This window comes from Propionivibrio sp. (assembly GCF_049316945.1).
In the GTDB taxonomy this organism is placed as follows: domain Bacteria; phylum Pseudomonadota; class Gammaproteobacteria; order Burkholderiales; family Rhodocyclaceae; genus Propionivibrio.
Map to the genome: position 1 here is coordinate 34,308 of NZ_JBMOJE010000019.1, position 21,649 is coordinate 55,956.

Below are 21,649 nucleotides of genomic sequence, written 5' to 3' on the forward strand. Positions count from 1 at the left end.
AGTTGGATGTGATGCCAATGTCGCAAGCCCTCATCCCCGGCCCTTCTCCCGCGGGGAGAAGGGAGTAAACCCCCTCTCCCCGCGGGAGAGGGTTGGGGTGAGGGCTAAACACTCGTCAAACCTGGAGTTGCGGTCAATTAGTCACAGTCAACCGAGGGTTTCAGGATGAGCCAAGAGCAAGGCAAGGACGACCGCCACCATGCGCTCATGGCCCGCAAGAAGTCGGTCGTCGACGAAAAGATCGCTGCCGCACAGGAAGAGCGCGGCGTCCTGGTGATCAACACCGGCAACGGCAAGGGGAAATCATCGGCGGCGTTCGGCGTCGTCGCCCGCGCGCTCGGCCACGGCATGAAAGTGGCGGTGATCCAGTTCGTCAAGGGACGTTCCGATACCGGCGAAGAGGGCTTCTACCGGCGTGTCGCCGAAATGTTTCCGGGCAGCATCAGTTGGCATGTCTCGGGCGAAGGTTTTACCTGGGAAACGCAAGACAGCGCGCGTGACGCTGCCGCCGCCCGTGCCGCGTGGGTTATCGCCTGCGGCTACCTGGCCAACCCCGAAATCGGCCTCGTCGTATTCGACGAATTCACCTATGCCTTGAAATACGGCTGGCTCGATGTCGCGCCGGTTCTTGCAGCGCTGGCCGCCCGCCCGCGCCTGCAGCACGTCATCATCACCGGGCGCGGCGCGCCCGAGGCGCTGATCGACGCGGCCGACACGGTGACCGACATGACGCTGGTCAAGCACGCCTTCAAGGCCGGCGTCAAAGCCATGCCCGGACTGGAGTGGTAGTGATGGCAAATGAGGCGCAATGCCCAGCCCTTTTTGTTGCCGCTCCGGCCTCCGGCCAGGGCAAGACCACCGTCGTCGCCGCGCTCGCCCGCTTGCATGCGCGGCAGGGGCGCAAGGTGCGCGTCTTCAAATGCGGGCCGGATTTTCTCGATCCGCAAATCCACGCCATCGCCAGCGGATCGCCGTGCTACAACGTCGACCTGTGGATGTGCGGCGAGGCCGATGCGGCGTGGCGGCTGGCTGAAGCGGCAGCGGACGCCGACCTGATCCTGGTCGAAGGCGTGATGGGACTTTACGACGGCGAACCGACCGCCGCCGAACTTGCCGCCCGCCTTGGACTGCCGATTCTGGCGGTGATCGACGGCTCGTCGATGGCTACCAGTTTCGGCGCCATCGCCTACGGACTCAGGCACTTCCGGCCGGGCACCCAGGTCAATGCCGCCTTCGCCAACCGCGTCGGCAGCGCCTATCACGCCGAGTTGCTGGAACAGAGCCTGCCGCCCGACATCGCCTGGTACGGCCACCTGCCGCGTGACGCCGATGCTGAACTGCCGGAGCGCCATCTCGGCCTGCTGCCGGCCGCTGAAATCGAAAACCTGGCGCAACGCATCGACCGCATGGCCGACCTGCTGGCAACGACCGCCGCCGCTGCCTTGCCGCCGCCGGTGACTTTCGCTGAAACACCGGCCCCTGCCATCCCGCCGCTACTCGCCGGCAAAACCATCGCCATCGCCCGCGATGCCGCCTTCTGCTTTCTCTACCCGGCCAATCTTGACTGCCTGAATGCACTCGGTGCTCGGCTCGAATTCTTCTCGCCGCTCGTCGATCAGACGCTGCCCGAGTGCGACGCCGTCTGGTTGCCCGGCGGTTACCCCGAATTGCATGCCGCAGCGCTCGCCGACAATCGCGCCCTGTGGGCCGCGCTCGCTGCCCACGTCGACGCCGGCAAGCCGCTGCTCGCCGAATGCGGCGGCATGATGGCGCTGTTCGCTACGCTAATCGACATCGACGGCCAGCGCCACGCCGTCGGCGGCCTGCTGCCGGGCCAGGTGACGATGCAGAAACGCCTTGCCGCGCTCGGTTTGCAGGAAGTCGACCTCCCCGAAGGGACCTTGCGCGGTCACACCTTCCACTATTCGCACGCCGAAACCCCGCTTCCCGTTCTGGTCTTGACAACCCGATCGGATGGCCGACAAGGCGAGGCCGTCTATCGCCGTCAGCGGCTAACGGCAAGCTACATGCACCTCTACTTTCCATCCAATCCGGAAGCCGCCGCCCGGCTGTTTCTCGTTTAACCGAGGCCGCACATGCCTGCTCAAGACCACCGCTACAGCGACGCCGAAATCGAAGCCCTCTGGCGCGCGCTGCGCGAACGCCGCGACATGCGCCACTTCCTGCCGGTGGCAGAGGCCAAGCCCCTGCCCGAGGGACTGATCGAGCGACTGGTGCTGGCCGCGCACCTCGCGCCCTCGGTCGGCTACATGCAGCCCTGGCGCTTCATCCGAGTCACTGACCCGGCGTTGCGTAGCGCCATGCAGGCGCAGGTGGAAAGCGAACGGCAGCGCACCGCAGCGGCACTGCCAACGCGCAACGACGAATTCCTCAAGGTGAAGATCGAAGGCATGCACGACTGCGCCGAGTTGCTGGTGGTGACGCTCATGCACGGCCGGGAACAGCACATCGTCGGCCGCCGCACCCTGCCCGAGATGGACATCGCTTCGGTCGGCTGCGCCATCCAGAACATGTGGCTGGTGGCTCGCGCCGAAGGCGTCGGGCTCGGCTGGGTATCCTTCTTCGAACCGCAGGCGCTTGGGGATCTGCTCGGTTTGCCGGAAGGCGCGTATCCTCTCGGCATCCTGTGCATCGGTCACGTGCCAGCCTTCTACCCGCGCCCGATGTTCGAAGACGCCGGCTGGGGCAAGCGCCTCGACATGGCGCAAGTGCTGTTCGAGAACCGCTGGCCGGAAGGCGCGCTGCCGACGCCAGCGGCCTATTGAACATGGCTGAAAGCCGCGTGGATAGGCCGTTTACAGCCTATATGCCTGAAGGTTGGCGTATTTTCTTGATGTAGAAGATTGCACTCTGTAGAACGCCAATTGACGCGGCTTACAGCCTTGGTATGTCGGGTTAGCGGTTTCATCGCCTAACCCGACAGGTGCCTGAAGAGCGGTTCAGTCGTGACCATCTTCACCCTGCCCATGCCCGGCCAGAATATCGTGAATCCTCGCCGGTTCAAACGCCACGTCACAGCACCAGCGGCCGAAGCCGCCCTTGGCATTGACGCCTTTCACCCAGGCATCGAGGGCCGCGCGTTTGGCCTGGTTCTGCTCGGAATCCTCGCCCTTGATCTCCAGCACCAGCGTCTTGCCATTGACCAGCCGAATCAGGAAATCCGGCACGAAGCGACGCCGGCTGCCGCGCCAGAGGTAGTGAATCTGGAAACCGAGGTGGTCATTCCTGGCGTAGGCCGTGACCTCATCGCGACTCTCCAGCACCTTCGTTGTGTAGTCCTCCCAGGTGCTGTCGGCAACGGCATGGCTGATCTGCGATTTACGCGTGGCAACGCATGGCTTGGTCGAATACCAGGTGCGCATCAGACGCGTCGAGCCAATCGGAAATTCCTGATCGAAAACCGGCTCCAGGCGCTCGCTGCTGTGTTCCTGAACCTGGGCCAGAACATGCTGCACGATGCTGTCGAGCGAAAGCGCGATGAGGATGCGCTTGCGCAATGGTTCCTGATGGAACAGTGACGGAATCTCCAGCCGCTTCGACTCGACGAAGGTTTCAACCAGGCGGATCAACTGGAACAGCAGATACTCCCGGCTGCCGCTGAAATTGTGCTGGAGTTCGGCAAAGGCCTTGCGCGCCGCCACGAACAGCAAGCGCTGCAAGCGGAATTCCTCGGGCAGCTTCTCCAGATCGATGCTCACCGCCTTGGCCAGATCGGCCGCGCCGCCGAGCGCCGGGGCGAGGTCGGCGCTGACGTGTATCTGCGCCGGGTCAAGCCGGAGCACCGGCATCGTCGACCAATCGACCACCAGTTCCGGCCGCACGACGACATCGATGCGCAGCACATTTGGCCAACTGATTTCCAGCTCGCTGCGCTCCAGGAGGGTCTCAATTTGTATACTCGGCTTCGGCGGCGGTGGTGCATCGCCGCCATCGCCGACATCCTGGAAGATCGACAGCGGCACGCCGAACACATTGACGAATTCGGGTCGGAACAGCTCGCGCTCCTTGCCGTCCGGGCAGCGCACCGTCTCCGTGTCATAGGCCACGCGGCGCAGACCGCGGCCGATCACCTGCTCGCACAACAACTGGCTGGTGAAGGCGCGCAGGCCCATGATGTGCGTCACATTCCGGGCATCCCAGCCTTCCGACAGCATGGCCACCGAAATCACGTTTTGCAGATCCTGCCCGGCGCTGTTCCGCTTGCCGACGTTATCGACCATCGCCCGCAGCAACTCCTCCTTCTTCAGCCCGCGCAGTTCCGCCTTGCGCGACTCGGGAATGCTGGCGGCTTCCAGAATGTCCTGTAAAACCGCCTCGTAAGCCTTGTCGCTGGCGGCCGATTCACCCAGCTCGGCCTTCTCCAGCACGCGCGAATCGACGCGCAGCGTTTTCGTCCGCGCCTGCAATTCCGGCCAGTAGGCGTCGCCCTGCGCGAAATAATGTTCGACACGCGCCGCCGTCTCGGTGCGGTTGCACACTGTCAACATCACCGGCGGCGAAACATGCCCTTTCGCTAACCAGCCGGCACGTACCTCTCGCCAGTCTGCGCCGAGCAGCGTATAGGCTTCCTGGACAATCTGCGGTAACGCCTCGTGGGCTTGCGCGCCGCGACGGTTCAGGTCTTCCGCCACCTCCGGCTCGCGGTACAGGTGATACAGCTTGCTGCGGTAAGTCTGCGCGTTGGCCAGCGCGTTATCGCGGATCACCACGCGCGGCGTTTTCACCAGCCCGGCCTCGATCGCATCGTTCAGCCCGAAGTCCGAAATCACCCACGCGAACAGCGCCGACTCCGTGCTCGTCTTGCCGGTCGGCGCAAAGGGCGTCGCCGAAAGGTCGAAACAGCGTCCGATGCGGCGCATCTTGTGGATGCGGTCCAGCCCCTCGATCCAGCGCGTCGCCTCCTCAAGATCGATGCCCAGCGCCTCAGCATCCTTCTTGCTGACCTTGCTTTCAGCCGGTTTGCGGTAAGCGTGGTGCGCCTCGTCGTTGATGATCAGCAAATCCCGGAAGCCGGACAACTTGCCCAGCACCCGGCGCACATACGCCTCGTCACTCTCGGCGCCCTTTCTCACCACCGAACGCTCCTGCGCCTTGAGCGGCATCAGGCTATGCCAGTTCTCGATCAGGATCGCCGCCTGATTCAGCTTCTGGCGTTGCGCCTCGTTCGGGCAGATCGAAAACTCGTCGTAGCAGTTATCCGGATGGCCCGGCAACAGCACCTGCAAGCGCTCCTTCACCGTCAGCCCCGGCGCCACGATCAACACCGCGCGCCCGAAATCGCGGCTGCGCTTCGGATAGGTCAGCGCGTTCAACACCTGCCAGACGATGATCATGGCCATCACCGCCGTCTTGCCGCTGCCCGTCGCCATCTTGTTGCACAGACGCTCCCAGGCTCCGCCGTCGCCCGGCACGGCGACACCCTGCTTGAACTCGGGCGCGGCTTCAACGTGCCAGATCAGCGTCTCAATGGCTTCCAGTTGACAGAAATAGAACGGGTGATCGCGCACCGTCGAATCCAGCCAATGCACCAGCAGCCCACGCGTTACCGAAGTGATTCCCGGAAAATCCGCCGCCCGCCATTCATCAACACGCTGGCGAATGCGATTGACCAGCTCCAGCTCGACACCGCGCACCGTATTGTTGCGCGTATCGAAAATCTCGTAGCCCGCCGGACGACGACCGGCTGCCAGATTTAGCTTGCGTTCATCCGAGCGCAACCAGTGATGCGTCGGCGGCTCGAACGGCGAGTTGATGATCAGCGAGTGAGGGGAGTTCGATGCGCTCATGGGCTTTTACCTTGATTCCTGCCTTGATCATTGCCCGGGCGAGTGCGATACGCCTGCTCCCGATGCGTCGGCGTATCCGGGAAGCGCAAGGTCAACAGGTTTTCGCGCACCAGCGGCGCTATGTTGCGCTCTTGCAATTTTTCGGCCGAGCGTCCAAGCAACATGGATAACTGCTGCAGTGTCAGGAATTCCTTGGCGCACAGCGCCAGAATCACGTTGCGCACCACTTCCGGTTTGGCACGTTTCTGCTTGCGCACCGACTCGGCCAAGGCCATCAGCCTTGGCTCGGCAAACGAACGCCATTCGGCCGAAGTTGCGGCATTGAAATAGATGACATCCCCCGCTTGCCCGGCGCTATGGGGGTAAGTTCCGGCGCTAGTGGGGGGAGCTCCGGCGCTAGTGGGGGGAGCTCCGGCGCTAGTGGGGGGAGCTCCGGCGCTAGTGGGGGGAGCTCCGGCGTTAATGGGGGGAGCTCCGACGCTAATGGGGGGAGCTCCGACGCTAATGGGGGGAGCTCCCTCCGCTGCCGCGCCAGAAATCGCGTAGTGCCTGCCCCGCCCGACACCTTCGGCCCTGAGCAAACCCTTGCGCACCAGGCCACGCAGCATCTGCGTAATATCGACGCGATGCAGCGCCAGCATGTCTTGCAGGCGCTGGTTGCTGATCTCTCCCTCAACGTGCGCGGTGGCCAGGGCCCGCACCTCGTCAGCGGCCAGCGTCGCGAAAGGCTCGCCGAAACGCTGCTGGAGTTTTTCCAGCGTACCGTCGGGAAAAGTGCTGGTCATCGGCAGCTCAAGCGCCACCCGGTCCGGGCGCTGCGTCTCGTGCAGGCCGGGCGACTGCCAACTTTCCGCCTGCCAGTTTGCGCGAATGCGGTCGATGCCCGAACCGGCCTTATCGCCTGCCCCGAGCATCTGGAACATCTGCTGCAAGGACTTGTTCCGACATTCGCTGACGCCGCCCTGCAACAACTGCTCGCGTGAAACCAGCAGCGAACCGGGGTTCGAAAACGCCAGCCGGTCGCTATAACGGTCAATCACGATACCGCCCTGGCCGGCATAATCGGCATGGATCAGGGCATTGACCAACGCCTCCTGCAGCGCCTCGCCGAGCGCCGTACCGGCAACGCGATAACCTTCGCCATCAATCTGGAAAGGCCGCTTGATGCCGGGGCCGGACGACAGCTTGAACATCACCTTCTGGTAAAACTGGAAGACGTTACCCTCCCAGGTTCCATCCAGTGTCAGCCGGTCCGTCCAGCGCAGCGCCGGATCGTCGGAAAAACGCTCGCGGTAATCGAGATGGAAGCCGGGTACGGCAGCCGGATCGCGAATCGCCTGCTCGCGGCCGAACATCAGCAAGCCGGCGACGGTCAGCCCCTCGCGCCCGCTGGCTCGATCACGCCGCCAGCCGCCGAGCTTTTGCAACAGCCCGGTATCGTCCTCGGCCAGCCACGCATGTCCCGGCCGGATCGACGCAAAGCGGTTGCGAAACTGGCGCAGCGACTCCGGGTCCAGATCGTCCAGCGTAAAGCCATCGAGCAGGCGGCTGTCTGCCGGATCCTCCGACTGATCGGCAAACATCCGCCGCACCTCGGAATCGGAGCACCGGTAATCGCCCTCGTAATTGCGCCGGAAGGTGCCGCGAAACGGATCGGAACCAAGAAACACCGGTCGTTGCCGACGATCCGCGCGCGGCACGAAAATACGAACCACACGCACCACGCGCCCTGCCGCATCCGGCACCGGCAAAATTTCAACATCGGACGACTTGAGCAGGTTCACGCACACCTTGCCGCGATTGTTCACCGTGTTCCAGAAGTCCGACACCATCTTTTCGGGATGCGCCAGGCCGTGCACCACCAGATCATCATCATCCTGCGCCACGCCGAGCCACAGCGTACCGCCCTCGGTATTGGCAAACGCGCTGTAGGTCTCCCACAAATCACCCGGCAGCCCGCCCCTGGCCGACTTGTATTCCAGATCCACGCCCTCGAAAAACGTCAGCTCGTCGAAAGGTTCAGGTTGCTCACTCATCGCCACCAATCCCGCAAATTGTCGCCAAACCAGTCGTCACACAACCGGCCCTCACCGCGCTGCCGCGCACCCTCTCCCGCAGGAGAGGGTTAATCATGCCTCCACCGCCTGCGGGATGCTCCGTTTTGCTCCCTCTCCCGCGGGAGAGGGTCGGGGTGAGGGCTTCGCCGTGTGCTTCAACATGACCCACTGCCATCACGCCAGCACCATCACCTTCAACGACTCGATCCCCCGGTCATCGACGATCTTCACCGCGATCTTGCGATTATCGCCGGCGGCAAAAGGCAGACTCACCGTGCCGTGAAATTGCTCAAGCAGTTCTTCGTTCAGCTCGGCGCGGATATTCTTCTTCAGCTTCTCCCAGCCCTCGCCCTTGCCGGCCATCGGGAAAAACACCTGACGCGGGAACAGCGAGCGCTCGTCGTAATCGGTATCCAGCGCCCACAGCGCGATGCGGCTCTTGCCGCCGGAAACCAGCTCGCCATGCACCGTATCGAAGTAATCGAAGCCGTTAACTTCCACCTCGAAGCGCCCGTCTTTTAACGCCCGCACCTCGACATCCGGTTGCCCCATCAGCCAGAAACTCTGGTTGCTGGCGCGCGCCTTCTTCAAATCCTCAGTCAGCAAATCGATGTTCATCTGCGCCTTGAGCGCCGTGATGCCCTTCAGGCAATCGATATCCTTGGCCGCTTCCGGGTCGAAGGCAAAGGCGCAAAAAATGATCATCTTCGGCAGCGGGAACAGGCTGCCGGCCTCGTTCAGCGCATTGGCCACCTGCCGCTGCTCCAGCGCCGCGTGCTCCGGGCCGAAGCTCACCACCACCCGCTCGCCCGAATCGAGATGCCCGGACAGCGGCAGGTTCGGGCAATCCGGCAGCGTCTCCAACTCGGCGAACTTGAGCATCTGCCCGCCCTTGCCGCGAATCCCCGCCTTCAGCAACTCGTCGCGCCACTCATGCTGGCGACCGGAATGGCCGCTGCGCGCCATGCTCGCATCCGCCGTATTAGCGCTGCCGACTGCGTGCTGGCCGTCTTCCAGCGACTTGACGCTCGGGAAAGGCACCGCCTCGACGGTGAATGGTCCGGTGATGCGCAGCTTGTTCCTGGCCACCGCCGGCTGGTCATAAAGAATTTCCTGATCGGCATGCGCCGCAATCGACGCGTCCATCTGCCGCTGCAGCGCCTGCCGCGCCGCGTGGAAAGCGTCGAACGCCCCGCGCGCCGCCGCCGGCCAGTCATCCGGAAAATCAAACGCCACCGCCCATTCCTTGAGCCCCTCGCCCACTTGTGGGAGAGGGGTTGGGGAGAGGGCCAGCGCCGCATTCAACGCCGCCAGCGCCGCCTCGACCGCCGGCCACAGCCGCGCATGAATCTCGTCGATCTCCGGATTGTTGGCGATTGATTTGAGCGTCACGTGCGGCACCGTCTTGTAGATGAAACCGCCCTTCAAGCCCTCGTGCGGATAGCGCAGCTCGAAGTAATCGTAGCTGGCCGTCAGCAAGCGCTGCTTGGCCAGCGTCACGGCGACACGCGAGGTATCGCAGGTGATCCAGCGCCGCCCCCATTTCTCGGCGACAAAGGCAGTCGTGCCGCTCCCACACGTTGGGTCCAGGACGAGATCGCCGGGGTTGGTAGTCATCAAAACGCAGCGTTCGATGACACGTTCTGCGGTTTGCACCACGTACATTAACTCCTTGCCAATCTGCATGGATTCCCAACGGTCATCGACAGGAATTACTGGAAAATCGTCAAGATACCGTTTATAGCGGATTGTCATGCTTGCGTCTTCAACTCGGCCCACTTTGGCAAGCCGAGTCAATCCAGCCACGTTTGTTTTCCAATGAGAAGTTGCTTTTGGTCTGAACTCGCGGTGGCGAAAGGTAAACAACTGTTCGGTTGACGACTGACCATCTGATATTAGGCTTGTATACCGGTAGGCCTTGCCTACCGGTATACAAACTTGACCAAATAGCTCGTCACGAGTGAGCCGCCGCGACGCCCCTCCCGGCAGTTCTATAAAGTCATAGCGAGTAAAGGATTTGTCGCCTTGGCTGCGCGGTAAGTAAAGTTGCTGATATTTCACCGCCGTTTTTGCTTTGGCATACCAAACCAGAAAATCAACTGTTGCTCCAAGCAATGCACCCTCTTGGCTTCCGGTCTTTTGTACCTGGATCGTGGAGCAATAATTCTCCGCCCCAAACACCTCATCCATGATCTCCCGAACGTGGTGCAAATTCTCGTCCGAAATCTGCACGAACACGCTGCCGCTTTCGCTCAGCAATTCCTTCGCCAGCAGCAGCCGGTCGCGCAGGTAGGTCAGGTAGGAGTGAATCCCCAGTTCCCAGGTGTCGCGGAAGGCCTTGATCATTTCCGGCTCCTGCGTCAGGTCGGCGTCGGCGCGGTCTTTGACGTCGCGCTTGCCGACAAAGGGCTGGAAGTTGGAGCCGTATTTGATGCCGTAGGGTGGGTCGATGTAGATCATCTGCACGCGGCCGGCCATGCTTTCCTTTTGCAGCAGGCTGTTCATCACCAGCAGGCTGTCGCCGGCGACCAGGCGGTTGGCCCAGCCGCGCTCGTGGCGGTAGAAGTCGATGGCGTCGCGCAGTGGCAGGTTTTCGAACGGGGCGTCGAACAGGCCGGGCTGGATGTAGCTGGGAACGGGCTGGCCGGCGCCTTTGCCGGCGGGTTTTCCCTCTCCCCCGGCCCCTCTCCCGCGAGCGGGCGAGGGGTGCATGGCTTTGCGCACGGCGGAGAGGATGCTCGCCGGGTCGATGCGCTCATGCACATGCAGCGAGACGGTATCAACGTCGAAGCTGGTGCGTTCGGCCTTGCCGGCCCAGTTGAGGTAGGGCGCCTGCCGGCGCTTCAGCTCTTCCAGCGCGGCGCGCAGGGTGGCCGGGTCATCGGATTCCAGCGCGTCGTCGATCAGCGTTTCAATCGCCGCGCGGCCGCTGTCGAAGGCCAGCGCCGGGTCGATGTGCGGGTCGTAGGCCCAGCGGTTTTTATGGTCGTCGGGGTCGGTGATCGGCGTCACCATGCCGACTTCCGGGTTGTTCTTGCGCTTGTCGGCGTGGCGGTAGGAGATAATCTGCGTGCCTTCGCCACTGTTGCCGCTGGCGCCGGGCTGCGACGGGTTGGCCGCCGCTTTGCGCTGGCGCCGCTCCAGCGCGGCAGCTGGCGCCTGCTGCACGGCGAGATCGAATGCATCGGATGAGTCGGGTTCAAGCATCGCGGCGTCAGGTTTGTTGGTCATGGGCTGGGCATCAAGGGTAATCGCCGAGAGGTTTTCGGCAAGCGATCATGCTAGTCGAAAAGCATGTCGTCCGGGCTGATTAACTGCAGGCCGCATGGATAGGCGGTCTACAGCCTTCATGCCTGAAGAGTGGCGTATTTATTCGCTGTTCAGCCTGCCACTCTGTAGAACGCCGTTTGAAGCGGCTTGCAGCCTATCGTTGCTGGCCACCATTCACCATTCAGCAGCGTGCACCCGCTGCGCAGACGGCTACCGCGCTGCTCGCCGGGACGACGGCGCGGCCTTCCCTGGCCCAGGCATTCAAGCCGCCGCTGACGTTATAGACGGTTTTGTAGCCGGCCTGCTGGGAGAGGAACTGCGTTGCCGCACGGGTACGGTTGCCGCTGCGGCAGATGAGGATGACCGGTTGCTCCGGCTTGGCCACCAGTTTTGCTTTCTCCAGCCAGGCCGGCGCATCGGAACGACCTTTTTCGTCAAAGAAGGTGAGCAGTCTGCTGCCGGCGATGATGCCGGTTTCCTTCCATTCGCCTGCGGTGCGAATGTCGATGATGGCAACGCCGCTGGCGACCAGGCGTGCCAGTTCAGCATTGTCGATATTCACCACCTCGGCGTGTGCGCCCAGGGCGGCAAGGCTGAGCAGGGTGGTAACAACGGCTTGCTTGATCATGGGGACTCCTTTCAGGTCAAGTTGTTAACGGGCATAGCCGACATACTGCAAAAATAGATCACGACATAGTCTGGCGCAACGCCGTGCGGCGCTCAGCGAACTCGGCCACAACCTGTTCATGCGGAATACTCGGGCGCGGATCATCGATGCCGGCCTGTACCTGCGAACGAAACCATTTATCGTAGGCGGCGGCTTCGACCATGCGTCGATCCATGGCGGTATCAATCGTATGTGCACTCATAAAAACCTCGCGATTCTTCATGTTCGTTATTTCACCGGCCTCCGGCTGCGCGTGGTTTCGAGGTGCTGGCACAGGCGCTCGGCGCCATCGAGCAGGCGTGGCGTGTGGCGCTGGATCAACTCGGGCTGGACAAAGAAGAGGTTGTCGCGGGCGACGGCGGTGATCGACGTCCACGGTTTCCAGTCGTCGAGCCATTCCGGGCGCGATTCGCCCATGCCGCTGGCGATGATGGCCTCGGGATTGGCGGCAATCACCGCCTCGACGGTGACCGTCGGGGCCATGGTTTCCAGCTTGGCGAAGACGTTTTCGCCGCCGCACAAACGCACCACGTCGGAGATGATCTGCTTGCCGCCAATGGTCATCAGCGGTTGCTTCCAGATCTGGTAAAAGGTGCGTACCGGCGGACGGCCCGAGTAGCGCTTCTGCAAGCCGGCCAGGCGCTCGCGAAACTGGCTGGCGGCTTTATTGGCGACGGTGCTTGTTCCAGCCAGCACGCCGAGGCGTTCGAGTTCGCTGGCCACGTCTTCAATGCGGTTGGGCTGCGAGACGTAGAGCGGGAAACCGAGCGCACGCAATTTGTCGACATGCGCGGCGGCGTTGCCGCTCTGCCAGGCGACGATCAGATCGGGCTTGAGCGCCACCACGGCTTCAAGGTCGAGGCGCGAATAGCCGCCGATGCGTTGTATTTTCTTCGCAGCTTCCGGGTAATCGCTGTACTCGACGGTGCCGACGACACGCTCGCCGGCGCCGGCGGCGAACAGCGTCTCGGTGACATGCGGCGCCAGGCTGATGATGCGCCTGGCCGGTTGTGTCAGGCTCACCGCGGTGCGGCTGTCGTCAATCACCGAAACGTCGGCGCGGGCGAGATTGAAGGCGGCAAGCAGCGAGCAAAGCAGCAGAGGTTTCAGCATGATGGTGTCCATTCGGTGGTCCTAAGCTGGGCAGGCCGGAACCAGAAAAGCCCAGCAGCGCGCCCCGGTTTTCCCCCTCGCCCACTTGTGGGAGAGGGTCGGGGAGAGGGTGGTTTTCGCCACGGCAAGCGCTCAATCACCCTCTCCCCCAACCCCTCTCCCACAAGTGGGCGAGGGGAGTATACGGAGAATTCTGCTCACGTTTTGTAACGAGTTCAGCCATAGGAGACTAATTCTCTGTGTTGAATGAGGGTTTAATGTTGACGGCCTGCGTGAGGCGCTGCCATTCGGCTTCATTGGCGGGCAGGCCGATACGCAGCAGGCCGTGGGTGTCGAAACAGCGGGTCAGGATGGCATGGCAAGCGAAGTGCTCAAAGAGTTCTACAACTTTCGCTGTCGCTACCGTGGAGAAAAGCGCGGTGCTGCTGACTTCGCCGAGCGGTGCGAGCAGCGTTGCCAGACGTTGGGCAGCGCCAGCCAGAGCAAACCGCGCCTGAATTTGCCAGGCGCTGTCGGCCAGGGCATGGCGAGCCACCGCACGCGCCGGACCAGACAGCGACCACGGGCCGAGCGCTTCGCGCAGACGATCGAGCTTTTCCGCCGCGCCGAAAATGAAGCCGACACGCGCGCCGGCCAGACCGAAAAACTTGCCGAGCGAGCGCAGCACAATGAGATTGGGCGCCTGCTCGCTGCCGGCCAGCGGCGCCAGACAGTTGTCCGGATCGGCGTCGCCAAAAGCCTCGTCCACAATCAGCCAGCCGCCCCGGCGCTGCAGCTGCGCAGCGGCATCGAGCACGGCGCTGCGCGGCAGCGTGCTGGCCGTCGGGTTGTTGGGATTGCACAGCAGGATGTTCGGTGTCGCCGCTGACAAAGCACGCGACAAGGGTTGCAGGCGGCGCACCTTGTGCCCGGCCCGTGCCCAGGCCTGCGGATGCTCTTCGTAAATCGGCGTCAGGCAAGCCACGGCGACCGGCGGGAAAAGCGCCGGCAGGATCTGGATGGCGGCCTGCGAGCCGGGCAGGGCGAGCAGGCGCGGGTTGCCGTAATACGCCGCCGCAGCCGCTTCGAGGCCGTCTTCCTCTTCGGGCAGGCGCTGCCAGCAGGCCGGATCGAGTATTGGCACCGGGTAGCCATTGGGGTTGATTCCGGTCGACAGGTCGATCCAGTCGGTCAAGGGGATTTCGTACTGCCGCGCCGCAGCGCGCAGCCGGCCGCCGTGTTCAAGCATGAGCCAGCCTGCGGCAGAGGAACGGTTCGGGAGAAAAGAGGCAAATGAGAGATAAGGCAGCGGACATGAGAAAATCTGGGCAGCAAAGCCGCCAATTTTACGATGATTACCATGAACAAGCCGAATAAAGCACCCACCCTGATGATTCAGGGCTGCACCTCCGATGCCGGAAAAACCACGCTGGTCGCCGCCTTGTGCCGCATCCTGCATCGCCGCGGCATCCGCGTTGCGCCATTCAAGCCGCAGAACATGGCGCTCAATTCGGCGGTTACCGTCGATGGCGGCGAAATCGGCCGCGCCCAGGCGCTGCAGGCGCTGGCTGCCGGACTGGAGGCGCACAGCGATTTCAACCCTGTACTGCTGAAACCGTCGACCGACAAGCGCGCGCAGGTGATCATCCACGGCAAGGCGCTGACCGATCTCGACGCCCGCGATTATCACGAGTACAAGCCGCGGGCGATGAAGGCCGTGCTCGAATCCTACGAGCGCCTGTGTGCGCAATACGAATGCGTGCTGGTCGAAGGCGCCGGCAGCCCGGCCGAAATCAACCTGCGCGAGCGCGACATCGCCAACATGGGTTTCGCCGAAGTCGTCGATTGCCCGGTGATCCTGATTGCCGACATCGACCGCGGGGGCGTTTTTGCGCACCTGGTCGGCACCCTCGATCTGCTTTCGGAAACCGAGCAGGCGCGGGTCGTCGGTTTCGTCATCAACCGTTTTCGCGGCGACATCGGTCTGCTCGAATCAGGCCTGCGCTGGCTGGAAGAGCGCACCGGCAAGCCGGTACTCGGCGTGCTGCCTTACTTGCACGGCCTCTACCTCGATGCCGAAGACGCGCTGCCACGCGAGACGGAGAAAAAGGATGCGCCGAAATTGCGCGTCATCGCGCCGGTCTATCCGCGCATCTCGAATCACAACGACCTCGACCCGCTGCGCTTCCATCCTGAAGTGGACTTCCGTTTCATCGGCCCGAACGATGTGCCGCCGCCCTGCGACCTCATCGTGCTGCCCGGATCGAAAGCGGTGCAGGCCGATCTGGCGTGGTTGCGCGCCCAGGGCTGGGAAGAAGCGATCCGCCGCCATCTGCGTTATGGCGGCAAGGTGATCGGCATCTGCGGCGGTTTGCAAATGCTCGGCCGGGCACTGCACGACCCGCTCGGGCTGGAAGGTGCGCCGGGCAGCGTCAGCGGCCTCGGCTGGCTCGCTTACGAGACGACGCTGGCGGCAGAAAAAACGCTGGAGAACGTCAGCGGAAAACTGGCGTTGCCGGGCGCCGCCGCAGTCGCTGGCTACAAGATTCACATGGGCGTAACGCAGGGCGCCGCGCTGGCCAACCCGGCCGCACAACTCGACGGCAAGCCGGATGGCGCGCTGTCGGATGACGGGCAGATTCTGGCCACCTACTGCCATGGCCTGTTCGATCTGCCGGAAGCCCTGGCGGCGCTACTGACCTGGGCCGGGCACCAGCCGACGCTCACTTTCGACCCACGCCAACGGCGCGAGCAGGATCTCAACCGCCTGGCTGACGCCGTGGAAGAAAGCATGGATCTGCGCCAGCTTGCCAAGTGGATTCCGACTGCACTTTAATTGCACCCAGTGTAAAGTAGATATTACGAAAGCTTTACATTTGCGGTAATATCTTCCAGAACCCATGCTTGATAAGCGAAGCGGTCAGCAAACGGATCGAGCCTGAAATTACGCTGTGTAAAATTCATAAATAATAATGACAATTCGAGACAATATTTTCGCCTGATCAAACAACTGACTCTGTCTGGGGACGGGCACAGAGTTGCGATCAAGTTACAGATTTGTTCAACAACAGGGAGTGGCAAAATGGCAGAGCAGAAATTGGGAAATCCCGCGATCGTCGGTCTGGCAGGTTTCGGCCTGACGACGATGATGCTGCAGTTCCATAATGTGGGGTGGATGGGAATCGGTCCGGTCATCTGGCTGGGCTTGATCTTCGGTGGCCTGGCGCAGATGGTGGCCGGGTTCCAGGAAATGAAAACCGGCAACAACTTCGGCTATTGCGCCTTCACCGCCTACGGCTGCTTCTGGATCTCGCTGGCCTTGATGCTGATCGGCAACCACTTCAATATCTACGTTTCAAGCAAGACCGACATCGGCTGGTTTCTGGTCGCGTGGACCCTGTTTACCACCATTCTCTGGATCGGCTCGATGCGCATCAGTGGCGCTTTGGCACTGACCTTTACCCTGCTGCTGATCGGCTTCATCCTTCTCGATCTGGCGCATTTCGGCTATCCCGAGCTGACCGTGGTGGCCGGCTACGAGCTGATGGTAACTGCCGCCATGGCGTGGTACATCATGGCGCACCTGATTTTTGCCGACGTCTTCGGTCGCGACGTGCTCCCGGTCGGCAAGCCCTGGATTTGACCGAATCGGGAACTTCATGCCAGTTTTCTTCCATGCCGACGCATGGAATATTTTTGAATAATTTCGAGGAGTTGAAATGCTACTGATCAGGAATAGCGTACTTTCGTTGCTGCTTTCAATGTTTGCCGGTCTGGCCTGCGCCGCGCCGCCCGTTGCCGTCGAGGAGTCGGCAACGCCCGACGAAGCCATCACCAAGGTGCGCTCTGCGGCCAAGTTTCTGCAGGACAAAGGCGGCTCCGGCTTTGCTTCGCTTAACAGCAAGGATGGTCCCTGGGTATGGAAAGACAGCTATGTCTTCGCCTTCGACTGTCGCCTTGACCGGATGGTCGCCCATCCGATGCGCCCGGATCTGGTTGGCCTGCCGATAATGCAAATCACCGACAACAACGGCAAGTACATCTTCAAGGAACTGTGCAAGACCGGTTCGCCGCCGCGTGGCGGCTGGGTCGAGTATGTGTGGACGCGTCCCGGGGCCGGGCGCGTGTCGCGCAAGCTGACCTATACGCTGACCGCCGACATGTCTTTCTCGACCGGAATCCAGGTCGCTGCCGGAGTGTACGACGACAAAGTCACGCTTGCCGAAGTGACCAAGATTGCCGAGAAGATGTCCGATCCGACGAAATACCCCGCCCACTAGGCAGTCGCCTGCCGTTCGATACCGGGGTGTGCGAAATTTGCGCATCCCGGGCTTGAGTCCTGCCTGACGGGCATGGCTTTGTCAGGCACCCCAAGTTATGAAAGCCCTGCCCGTCTCCCTCCCTGGCAGGGCGCATTCCGGCTTGGCAGCCGGAATCGATCAATGGGCGCCGAGCATGCTCCGCGAAATTCCCATCTCGCCCCGACCCCTCTGATGAAACTCTTAGCCACTCGACCAGGCTGCCAAAAGACGGCAGTCAAGTCGCTGGTTATCCCGGAGGGCGAGGGGAGGTTCGAGAGTCGCCGGCGCGACTTTCACGGCAAGTATCGGAGGCTCTCATTGGCCGTACCGGAAAAGGCCAGCCAGTGGCCAAGCGCAATGGCCGAAACCGTAGCGCGTCCGCAGGGCAATGACGGCCAGGCGGCCAGCGGAGTCACCGATCGCCGTGCGGTCGTTTGGCCTGACGCTCCGGCAAGCAAAAATGCCTAATCCTTGTTAATCCTAGAAAAGGCAGTTGACCACAGCGAACACGGCGAACAGCGCGCAGCCTCCCTGAAGAGGGACAGCGGGAAATCAATGACTTGCAATATTTTCATGATTCACCCTTTGGGTGAGCCATGAAATCCTAAAAAACTGAGGCTTTTCGCTGTGCCCGCCGTGTTCGCCGTGGTTAAACTGAGGTTTTAAGGTTAATTAGGCTCTTGGATGTTTGAATTACCCTGAAATAGGTAGTAAACTAACGTATTCAGGGTATTCAACAAAAAATCACCTTTGCGGTGAACAATCGTGCATTTCAGGTTCAACAACTTTGCTGTTTTTGCCAGGCCTTGCCCAATTGATTCTGGAGCGATGAATATGTTCATCTCCCGTTTGTTCCCCGGCTGGCCATTCGCAACCCGGCGCGTGAAGTCGTCATGAACACCGTCGCGCACAGCACGATGAGCGCAGCCAGCGACGGCTTGAGTCGCAGCGAAGTCCTCGGCCAGAACCCGCGCCCCCCTGGTTCCGCGTATCAGGAAAAAGGATTTTACGCGGTCTTGTGGCGCGATCTGGTCAAGAAAGGCCACTGGTACGGCGAAGTCTGGCACCGGCGCAAGAACGGCGAAATCTACGCCGAGATGCAGGCCATCAGCGCGGTGCGCGATGCGAGCGGCAGGATACAGCACTACGTGGCGCTGTTCTCCGACATCACCTTGCTCAAGGCGCACGAGCGACAACTCGACCATCTTGCCAATTGCGATGCACTGAGCGCCCGGTCCAACCGCGTGCTGCTCGCCGACCGCATGCACCAGACCATGGCCCAGGCCCGGCGGCGCGGACAACGGCTGGCCATGGCCCATCGCAACCTCGGTTACATGAAGTCGATCAACGAGCGCCACGTTTATACAGCCGCCGACCAGTCGCTGATGACCGTGGCCAACCGCATGCAGCAGGCGCTGCGTGAAGGCGATCCGCTCGCCCGCTTCGGCGACAACGAGTTCGTTGCCGTGCTGCTCGACCTGACCGATGCCGCCAGTGGCGTGCCGCTGCTCACCCGCCTGCTCGCCGCCGCCGTCCGGCCGGTACACGCCGGCGACCTGGTGCTGCAGGTCTCGGCCAGTCTCGGCGTCACCTTTTATCCACAGGCGGAAGACGTGGAAGCCGACCAGTTCCTGCTTCAGGTCGACCAGCCCATGTTCAAGGACAGTCCGGCCGGCAAGCCGGAGCGCGAGGTCCGCGTTCGCCAGGAAAGCCTTGAGTGCATCCACCGCGCCTTCGTTGCCGGCGAATTCGTGCTGCATTACCAGCCCAGGGTCAACATGCGCAGCGGCAAGGTGATCGGCGCCGAGGCACGGATCCACTGGCAGCACCCGAAAAAAGGCCTCCTGCCGCCCGCCGCTTTCCTGCCGGTGATCGAGGATGATCCGCTGGCCATCGAACTGGGCGAGTGGGTGATCGACACCGCGCTGGCCCAAGTGGACGCCTGGCGGGAAGCCGGGGTGAGCATCCCGGTCAGCGTCAATGTTGGCGCCCGCCAGTTGCAGCAGGTCGACTTCGCCCGGCGTCTGCGTGAAATCCTGGCCTTGCATCCGGGCGTCAGGCCGGGCGACCTGGGGCTGGGGCTGCAAGAACCCGGCGTCCCGGCAGACCTGCCCGGCGTATCCCGAGTCATCAAGTCCTGCCGGGAGATCGGGGTGAGCTGCGCGCTGAATGACTTCGGCACCGGCGATTCCTCGCTGACCTGCCTGAAACGGCTGCCGGTCACGCAGCTCAAGACCAAACCGTGCCTGGTGCGCGACATGCTCGACGGCCCGCACGGCCTGGCCGTCATCGAGAACGTGCTCGGCATGTCCAGAGCCTTCCGCCGCCAGTTCATCGCCGAAGGTGTGAACACCGTCGAGCACGGCGCGGCGCTGCTGCACCTCGGCTGTGAACTGGCCCAGGGCAACATCATTGCCCTTCCGATGCCGGCCGCCGACCTCCCGGCTTGGGCGTCGGACTGGCGCCCCGACCCGGCCTGGGTCAACCTGCCTGCTGTCGTCCGCGAAGATTTGCCGCTGCCGCCGGAAAGCTGGCGGACATGAACACAGCGGCAGGCGCATCGCTGTAAAAGATAATGCCTGAGGCGCAACCTTTCCTGCTTTGCCACCCAACTTCCATCAGGAGATGCAAATGAATAACCGGAGTCAGTCTGATAACAACAGCGGTTCGCAGCAAAGATGCGGAGCGGACAATCCTGATCGGTTGCCAGGCGATGACCATTATCAGCAAATGATCGCCGAAGCGGCTTATTTCAATGCCAAGTGGCGCGACTTTGCGCCCGGAAACGAGATGTCCGACTGGCTCCAGGCCGAAGCCGAGGTGAAGCGTTTGTTGCTCGGTGAAAAATGAATGCAGTTGCGGCCAACGGGCATGGCTTTGTCAGGCACCCCATGTAATGAAAGCCCTGCCCGTCTCCCTTCCTGGCAGGGCGCATTCCGGCTTGGCAGCCGGAATCGCTCAATGGGCGCGGAGCATGCTCCGCGAAATCCCCATCCCGCCCCGACCCCTCTGATGAAACTGCCAGCCGCTCGACCAGGCTGACAATAGACGGCAGTCAAGTCGCTGGTCATCCCAAAGGGCCAGGGGAGGTTCGAGAGTCGCCGGCGCGACATCCACGCAAAATAAATCGGCAGGTCTGCATCTTTCCGCAGACTGAATTCCTGCAGTTATTGATTGCCATCACTTAAGTAATAGCGCACAGTGCTTGACGCAATCATCAGGACGGCCTGCGGCTGGCCGATATTGCGCGTAGTGCTTTTCTCCTTTCGAGCCTATGAATACGAAAGCTTCCTCGCCGATACCCGAAGCGGCCGCTTCTGGTGGGCACCGAACCCGGGTCTATCTCGGGTTGCTGACCGCCGCTCTGGCCTGCCTGCTGGTCATGCTCGCCTACCTCCTGTGGGCGGGTCGTCATCAGGCGGTGCAGGCGGCCGAAGTTTCCACCCGCAACCTGGTGCTGGCCATGGAATCGCGGGTGCATGGTGACTTTGAGCGCGCTTCGGCGGTGCTTGACTTCATCGTCGCCGAGGTGCTCCCGGAGCAGATGCAGCAGTCCGCCGTGGCGACCAACAACGCGACCCAGTCGGCACGCATGGCCGGGCTGCTGGAGAAATTTCCGCAGGTGGCAGTAACCAACCTGTTCGACGCGCAAGGCGATCTGCTTTATTCATCGAGCCCGGCGACGCCCCGTTTCAACATCACCGACCGGGCCTATTTCAATCCCTTGCGCGACGACCCCAAGGCCGGGATCATTTTTACCGAAGCGCTGATTTCACGTTCGACCGGGCACTGGGCGCTGGGTCTGGTCAGGGCCGTGCGTGACGGCAGCGGTCGCTTCATCGGGGTCGCTACCTTGTTGATCAACCTCGATGAATACGCCGGACTTTTTGGCGGCATCGATGTCGGCCCCGGCGGAGTGACGCTGATCCGGCGCAGTGACGATAGCAAGCTGCTGTTGCGTTATCCGCTCCCGCCGGGGGGCGAGAAGAACTTCAATCAGCCGCTGCCCATGAACAATCCGATCCGCCAGCGCATCGACGCCGGCGAAGCGGTGGCAACACTGACCTACACGGCCAGCACCGACGGGATTGAGCGCATCGCCTCCTTCCGCAAGCTGGTCGGCTATCCGTTCTACGTCCAGGTGGCCATGGCCGAGAACCATTACCTCGCCGCCTGGCGCCTGCAGGCGGCCAATGCCGGCGGGCTGGCGGCGCTGCTGGTGCTGATTTTCGGCTTCGCCATCAACCACTTCGCCAGGCTTGGCACTCAGGCCGACAGCAATGCCCGGCAGCTGGCCCATCGCGAAGCGCTGTTCAGCGCGCTGTTCCAGCAGTCCAGTTTTCTGGCCGGAATTCTCGACAGCAACGACCGTCTGCAGGAAGTCAATGACCGGGCCCTGGCGGCAACCCTGACGCACGAACCGCGCCCCCCTGATGGCGCAAGGGTTTGGAGGCG

General features: G+C 62.3%; 17 protein-coding genes. 10 read left to right on the forward strand and 7 right to left on the reverse strand.

Annotation, left to right across the window (positions count from 1 at the left end):
- Nucleotides 1–165 precede the first annotated feature (165 nt).
- From cobO to bluB, 3 genes are read left to right on the forward strand one after another with little or no spacing between them, the layout of a single operon-like run.
- Entirely contained in the window at nucleotides 166–789 is a 624-nt protein-coding gene (gene cobO, locus ACOYNV_RS06585) for a cob(I)yrinic acid a,c-diamide adenosyltransferase (protein WP_422898957.1), read from the forward strand.
- Between the two features lie 2 nt (nucleotides 790–791).
- Nucleotides 792–2,084: a cobyrinate a,c-diamide synthase gene (locus ACOYNV_RS06590; protein WP_422898973.1), complete on the forward strand. Its 1,293-nt coding sequence runs from the start codon at nucleotides 792–794 to the stop codon at nucleotides 2,082–2,084.
- Between the two features lie 12 nt (nucleotides 2,085–2,096).
- On the forward strand, nucleotides 2,097–2,786 hold the full coding sequence (bluB, locus tag ACOYNV_RS06595) for a 5,6-dimethylbenzimidazole synthase (protein WP_422898958.1): 690 nt from the start codon (nucleotides 2,097–2,099) through the stop codon (nucleotides 2,784–2,786).
- A 174-nt stretch (nucleotides 2,787–2,960) separates the two neighbouring features.
- On the opposite strand, the gene ACOYNV_RS06600 is transcribed toward bluB, so the two are convergent.
- From ACOYNV_RS06600 to cobD, 7 genes are all read right to left on the reverse strand, one after another.
- Complete coding sequence (locus ACOYNV_RS06600; RefSeq protein WP_422898959.1) at nucleotides 2,961–5,807, reverse strand: BPTD_3080 family restriction endonuclease; 2,847 nt, start codon at nucleotides 5,805–5,807, stop codon at nucleotides 2,961–2,963.
- Nucleotides 5,804–7,843 (reverse strand): ATP-binding protein, encoded by a 2,040-nt coding sequence (locus tag ACOYNV_RS06605; RefSeq protein WP_422898960.1) that lies wholly within the window; start codon nucleotides 7,841–7,843, stop codon nucleotides 5,804–5,806. Before ACOYNV_RS06605 ends, ACOYNV_RS06600 begins: the two co-directional genes overlap by 4 nt.
- A gap of 195 nt (nucleotides 7,844–8,038) precedes the next feature.
- Nucleotides 8,039–11,095, reverse strand: a complete 3,057-nt coding sequence (locus ACOYNV_RS06610) for a site-specific DNA-methyltransferase (protein WP_422898961.1) — start codon at nucleotides 11,093–11,095, stop codon at nucleotides 8,039–8,041.
- A 220-nt stretch (nucleotides 11,096–11,315) separates the two neighbouring features.
- The gene (locus tag ACOYNV_RS06615) at nucleotides 11,316–11,762 is read right to left on the reverse strand and encodes a rhodanese-like domain-containing protein (protein WP_422898962.1); all 447 of its coding nucleotides are present in this window, start codon (nucleotides 11,760–11,762) and stop codon (nucleotides 11,316–11,318) included.
- Between the two features lie 58 nt (nucleotides 11,763–11,820).
- Complete coding sequence (locus ACOYNV_RS06620) at nucleotides 11,821–12,003, reverse strand: hypothetical protein (RefSeq protein WP_422898963.1); 183 nt, start codon at nucleotides 12,001–12,003, stop codon at nucleotides 11,821–11,823.
- Nucleotides 12,004–12,029: 26 nt separating this feature from the next.
- Nucleotides 12,030–12,914, reverse strand: a complete 885-nt coding sequence (locus tag ACOYNV_RS06625; RefSeq protein WP_422898964.1) for a cobalamin-binding protein — start codon at nucleotides 12,912–12,914, stop codon at nucleotides 12,030–12,032.
- A gap of 229 nt (nucleotides 12,915–13,143) precedes the next feature.
- Complete coding sequence (gene cobD, locus ACOYNV_RS06630; protein WP_422898965.1) at nucleotides 13,144–14,142, reverse strand: threonine-phosphate decarboxylase CobD; 999 nt, start codon at nucleotides 14,140–14,142, stop codon at nucleotides 13,144–13,146.
- A gap of 111 nt (nucleotides 14,143–14,253) precedes the next feature.
- Here cobD and ACOYNV_RS06635 point away from each other — a divergent pair, with 111 nt between their 5' ends.
- The 7 genes from ACOYNV_RS06635 to ACOYNV_RS06665 all read left to right on the forward strand — a co-directional run.
- A complete protein-coding gene (locus ACOYNV_RS06635) occupies nucleotides 14,254–15,729 on the forward strand; it encodes a cobyric acid synthase (RefSeq protein WP_422898966.1) in 1,476 nt (491 codons plus the stop codon).
- Nucleotides 15,730–15,975: 246 nt separating this feature from the next.
- Nucleotides 15,976–16,536 (forward strand): acetate uptake transporter, encoded by a 561-nt coding sequence (locus tag ACOYNV_RS06640; protein ID WP_422898967.1) that lies wholly within the window; start codon nucleotides 15,976–15,978, stop codon nucleotides 16,534–16,536.
- A gap of 76 nt (nucleotides 16,537–16,612) precedes the next feature.
- Nucleotides 16,613–17,173 carry a cache domain-containing protein gene (locus ACOYNV_RS06645; RefSeq protein WP_422898968.1) on the forward strand — a complete coding sequence of 187 codons (561 nt, stop codon included), beginning with the start codon at nucleotides 16,613–16,615 and terminating at the stop codon, nucleotides 17,171–17,173.
- Nucleotides 17,174–17,386: 213 nt separating this feature from the next.
- Nucleotides 17,387–17,662 carry a hypothetical protein gene (locus tag ACOYNV_RS06650; protein ID WP_422898969.1) on the forward strand — a complete coding sequence of 92 codons (276 nt, stop codon included), beginning with the start codon at nucleotides 17,387–17,389 and terminating at the stop codon, nucleotides 17,660–17,662.
- Between the two features lie 425 nt (nucleotides 17,663–18,087).
- Entirely contained in the window at nucleotides 18,088–19,737 is a 1,650-nt protein-coding gene (locus tag ACOYNV_RS06655) for a putative bifunctional diguanylate cyclase/phosphodiesterase (RefSeq protein ID WP_422898970.1), read from the forward strand.
- Nucleotides 19,738–19,825: 88 nt separating this feature from the next.
- A complete protein-coding gene (locus ACOYNV_RS06660; protein ID WP_422898971.1) occupies nucleotides 19,826–20,044 on the forward strand; it encodes a DUF2934 domain-containing protein in 219 nt (72 codons plus the stop codon).
- 424 nt (nucleotides 20,045–20,468) lie between these two features.
- Nucleotides 20,469–21,649, forward strand: a 1,181-nt coding sequence (locus ACOYNV_RS06665; protein ID WP_422898972.1) for a hypothetical protein, incomplete at its 3' end; no start/stop codon positions are given.

Excerpts from the sequence above, each read along its gene's own strand:
- cobO (WP_422898957.1), top strand. The coding sequence starts at position 166 with ATGAGCCAAGAGCAAGGCAAGGACGACCGCCACCATGCGCTCATGGCC.
- ACOYNV_RS06590 (WP_422898973.1), top strand. The coding sequence starts at position 792 with ATGGCAAATGAGGCGCAATGCCCAGCCCTTTTTGTTGCCGCTCCGGCC.
- bluB (WP_422898958.1), top strand. The coding sequence starts at position 2,097 with ATGCCTGCTCAAGACCACCGCTACAGCGACGCCGAAATCGAAGCCCTC.
- ACOYNV_RS06600 (WP_422898959.1), bottom strand. The coding sequence starts at position 5,807 with ATGAGCGCATCGAACTCCCCTCACTCGCTGATCATCAACTCGCCGTTC.
- ACOYNV_RS06605 (WP_422898960.1), bottom strand. The coding sequence starts at position 7,843 with ATGAGTGAGCAACCTGAACCTTTCGACGAGCTGACGTTTTTCGAGGGC.
- ACOYNV_RS06610 (WP_422898961.1), bottom strand. The coding sequence starts at position 11,095 with ATGACCAACAAACCTGACGCCGCGATGCTTGAACCCGACTCATCCGAT.
- ACOYNV_RS06615 (WP_422898962.1), bottom strand. The coding sequence starts at position 11,762 with ATGATCAAGCAAGCCGTTGTTACCACCCTGCTCAGCCTTGCCGCCCTG.
- ACOYNV_RS06620 (WP_422898963.1), bottom strand. The coding sequence starts at position 12,003 with ATGAGTGCACATACGATTGATACCGCCATGGATCGACGCATGGTCGAA.
- ACOYNV_RS06625 (WP_422898964.1), bottom strand. The coding sequence starts at position 12,914 with ATGCTGAAACCTCTGCTGCTTTGCTCGCTGCTTGCCGCCTTCAATCTC.
- cobD (WP_422898965.1), bottom strand. The coding sequence starts at position 14,142 with ATGCTTGAACACGGCGGCCGGCTGCGCGCTGCGGCGCGGCAGTACGAA.
- ACOYNV_RS06635 (WP_422898966.1), top strand. The coding sequence starts at position 14,254 with ATGAACAAGCCGAATAAAGCACCCACCCTGATGATTCAGGGCTGCACC.
- ACOYNV_RS06640 (WP_422898967.1), top strand. The coding sequence starts at position 15,976 with ATGGCAGAGCAGAAATTGGGAAATCCCGCGATCGTCGGTCTGGCAGGT.
- ACOYNV_RS06645 (WP_422898968.1), top strand. The coding sequence starts at position 16,613 with ATGCTACTGATCAGGAATAGCGTACTTTCGTTGCTGCTTTCAATGTTT.
- ACOYNV_RS06650 (WP_422898969.1), top strand. The coding sequence starts at position 17,387 with ATGAAACTCTTAGCCACTCGACCAGGCTGCCAAAAGACGGCAGTCAAG.
- ACOYNV_RS06655 (WP_422898970.1), top strand. The coding sequence starts at position 18,088 with ATGAACACCGTCGCGCACAGCACGATGAGCGCAGCCAGCGACGGCTTG.
- ACOYNV_RS06660 (WP_422898971.1), top strand. The coding sequence starts at position 19,826 with ATGAATAACCGGAGTCAGTCTGATAACAACAGCGGTTCGCAGCAAAGA.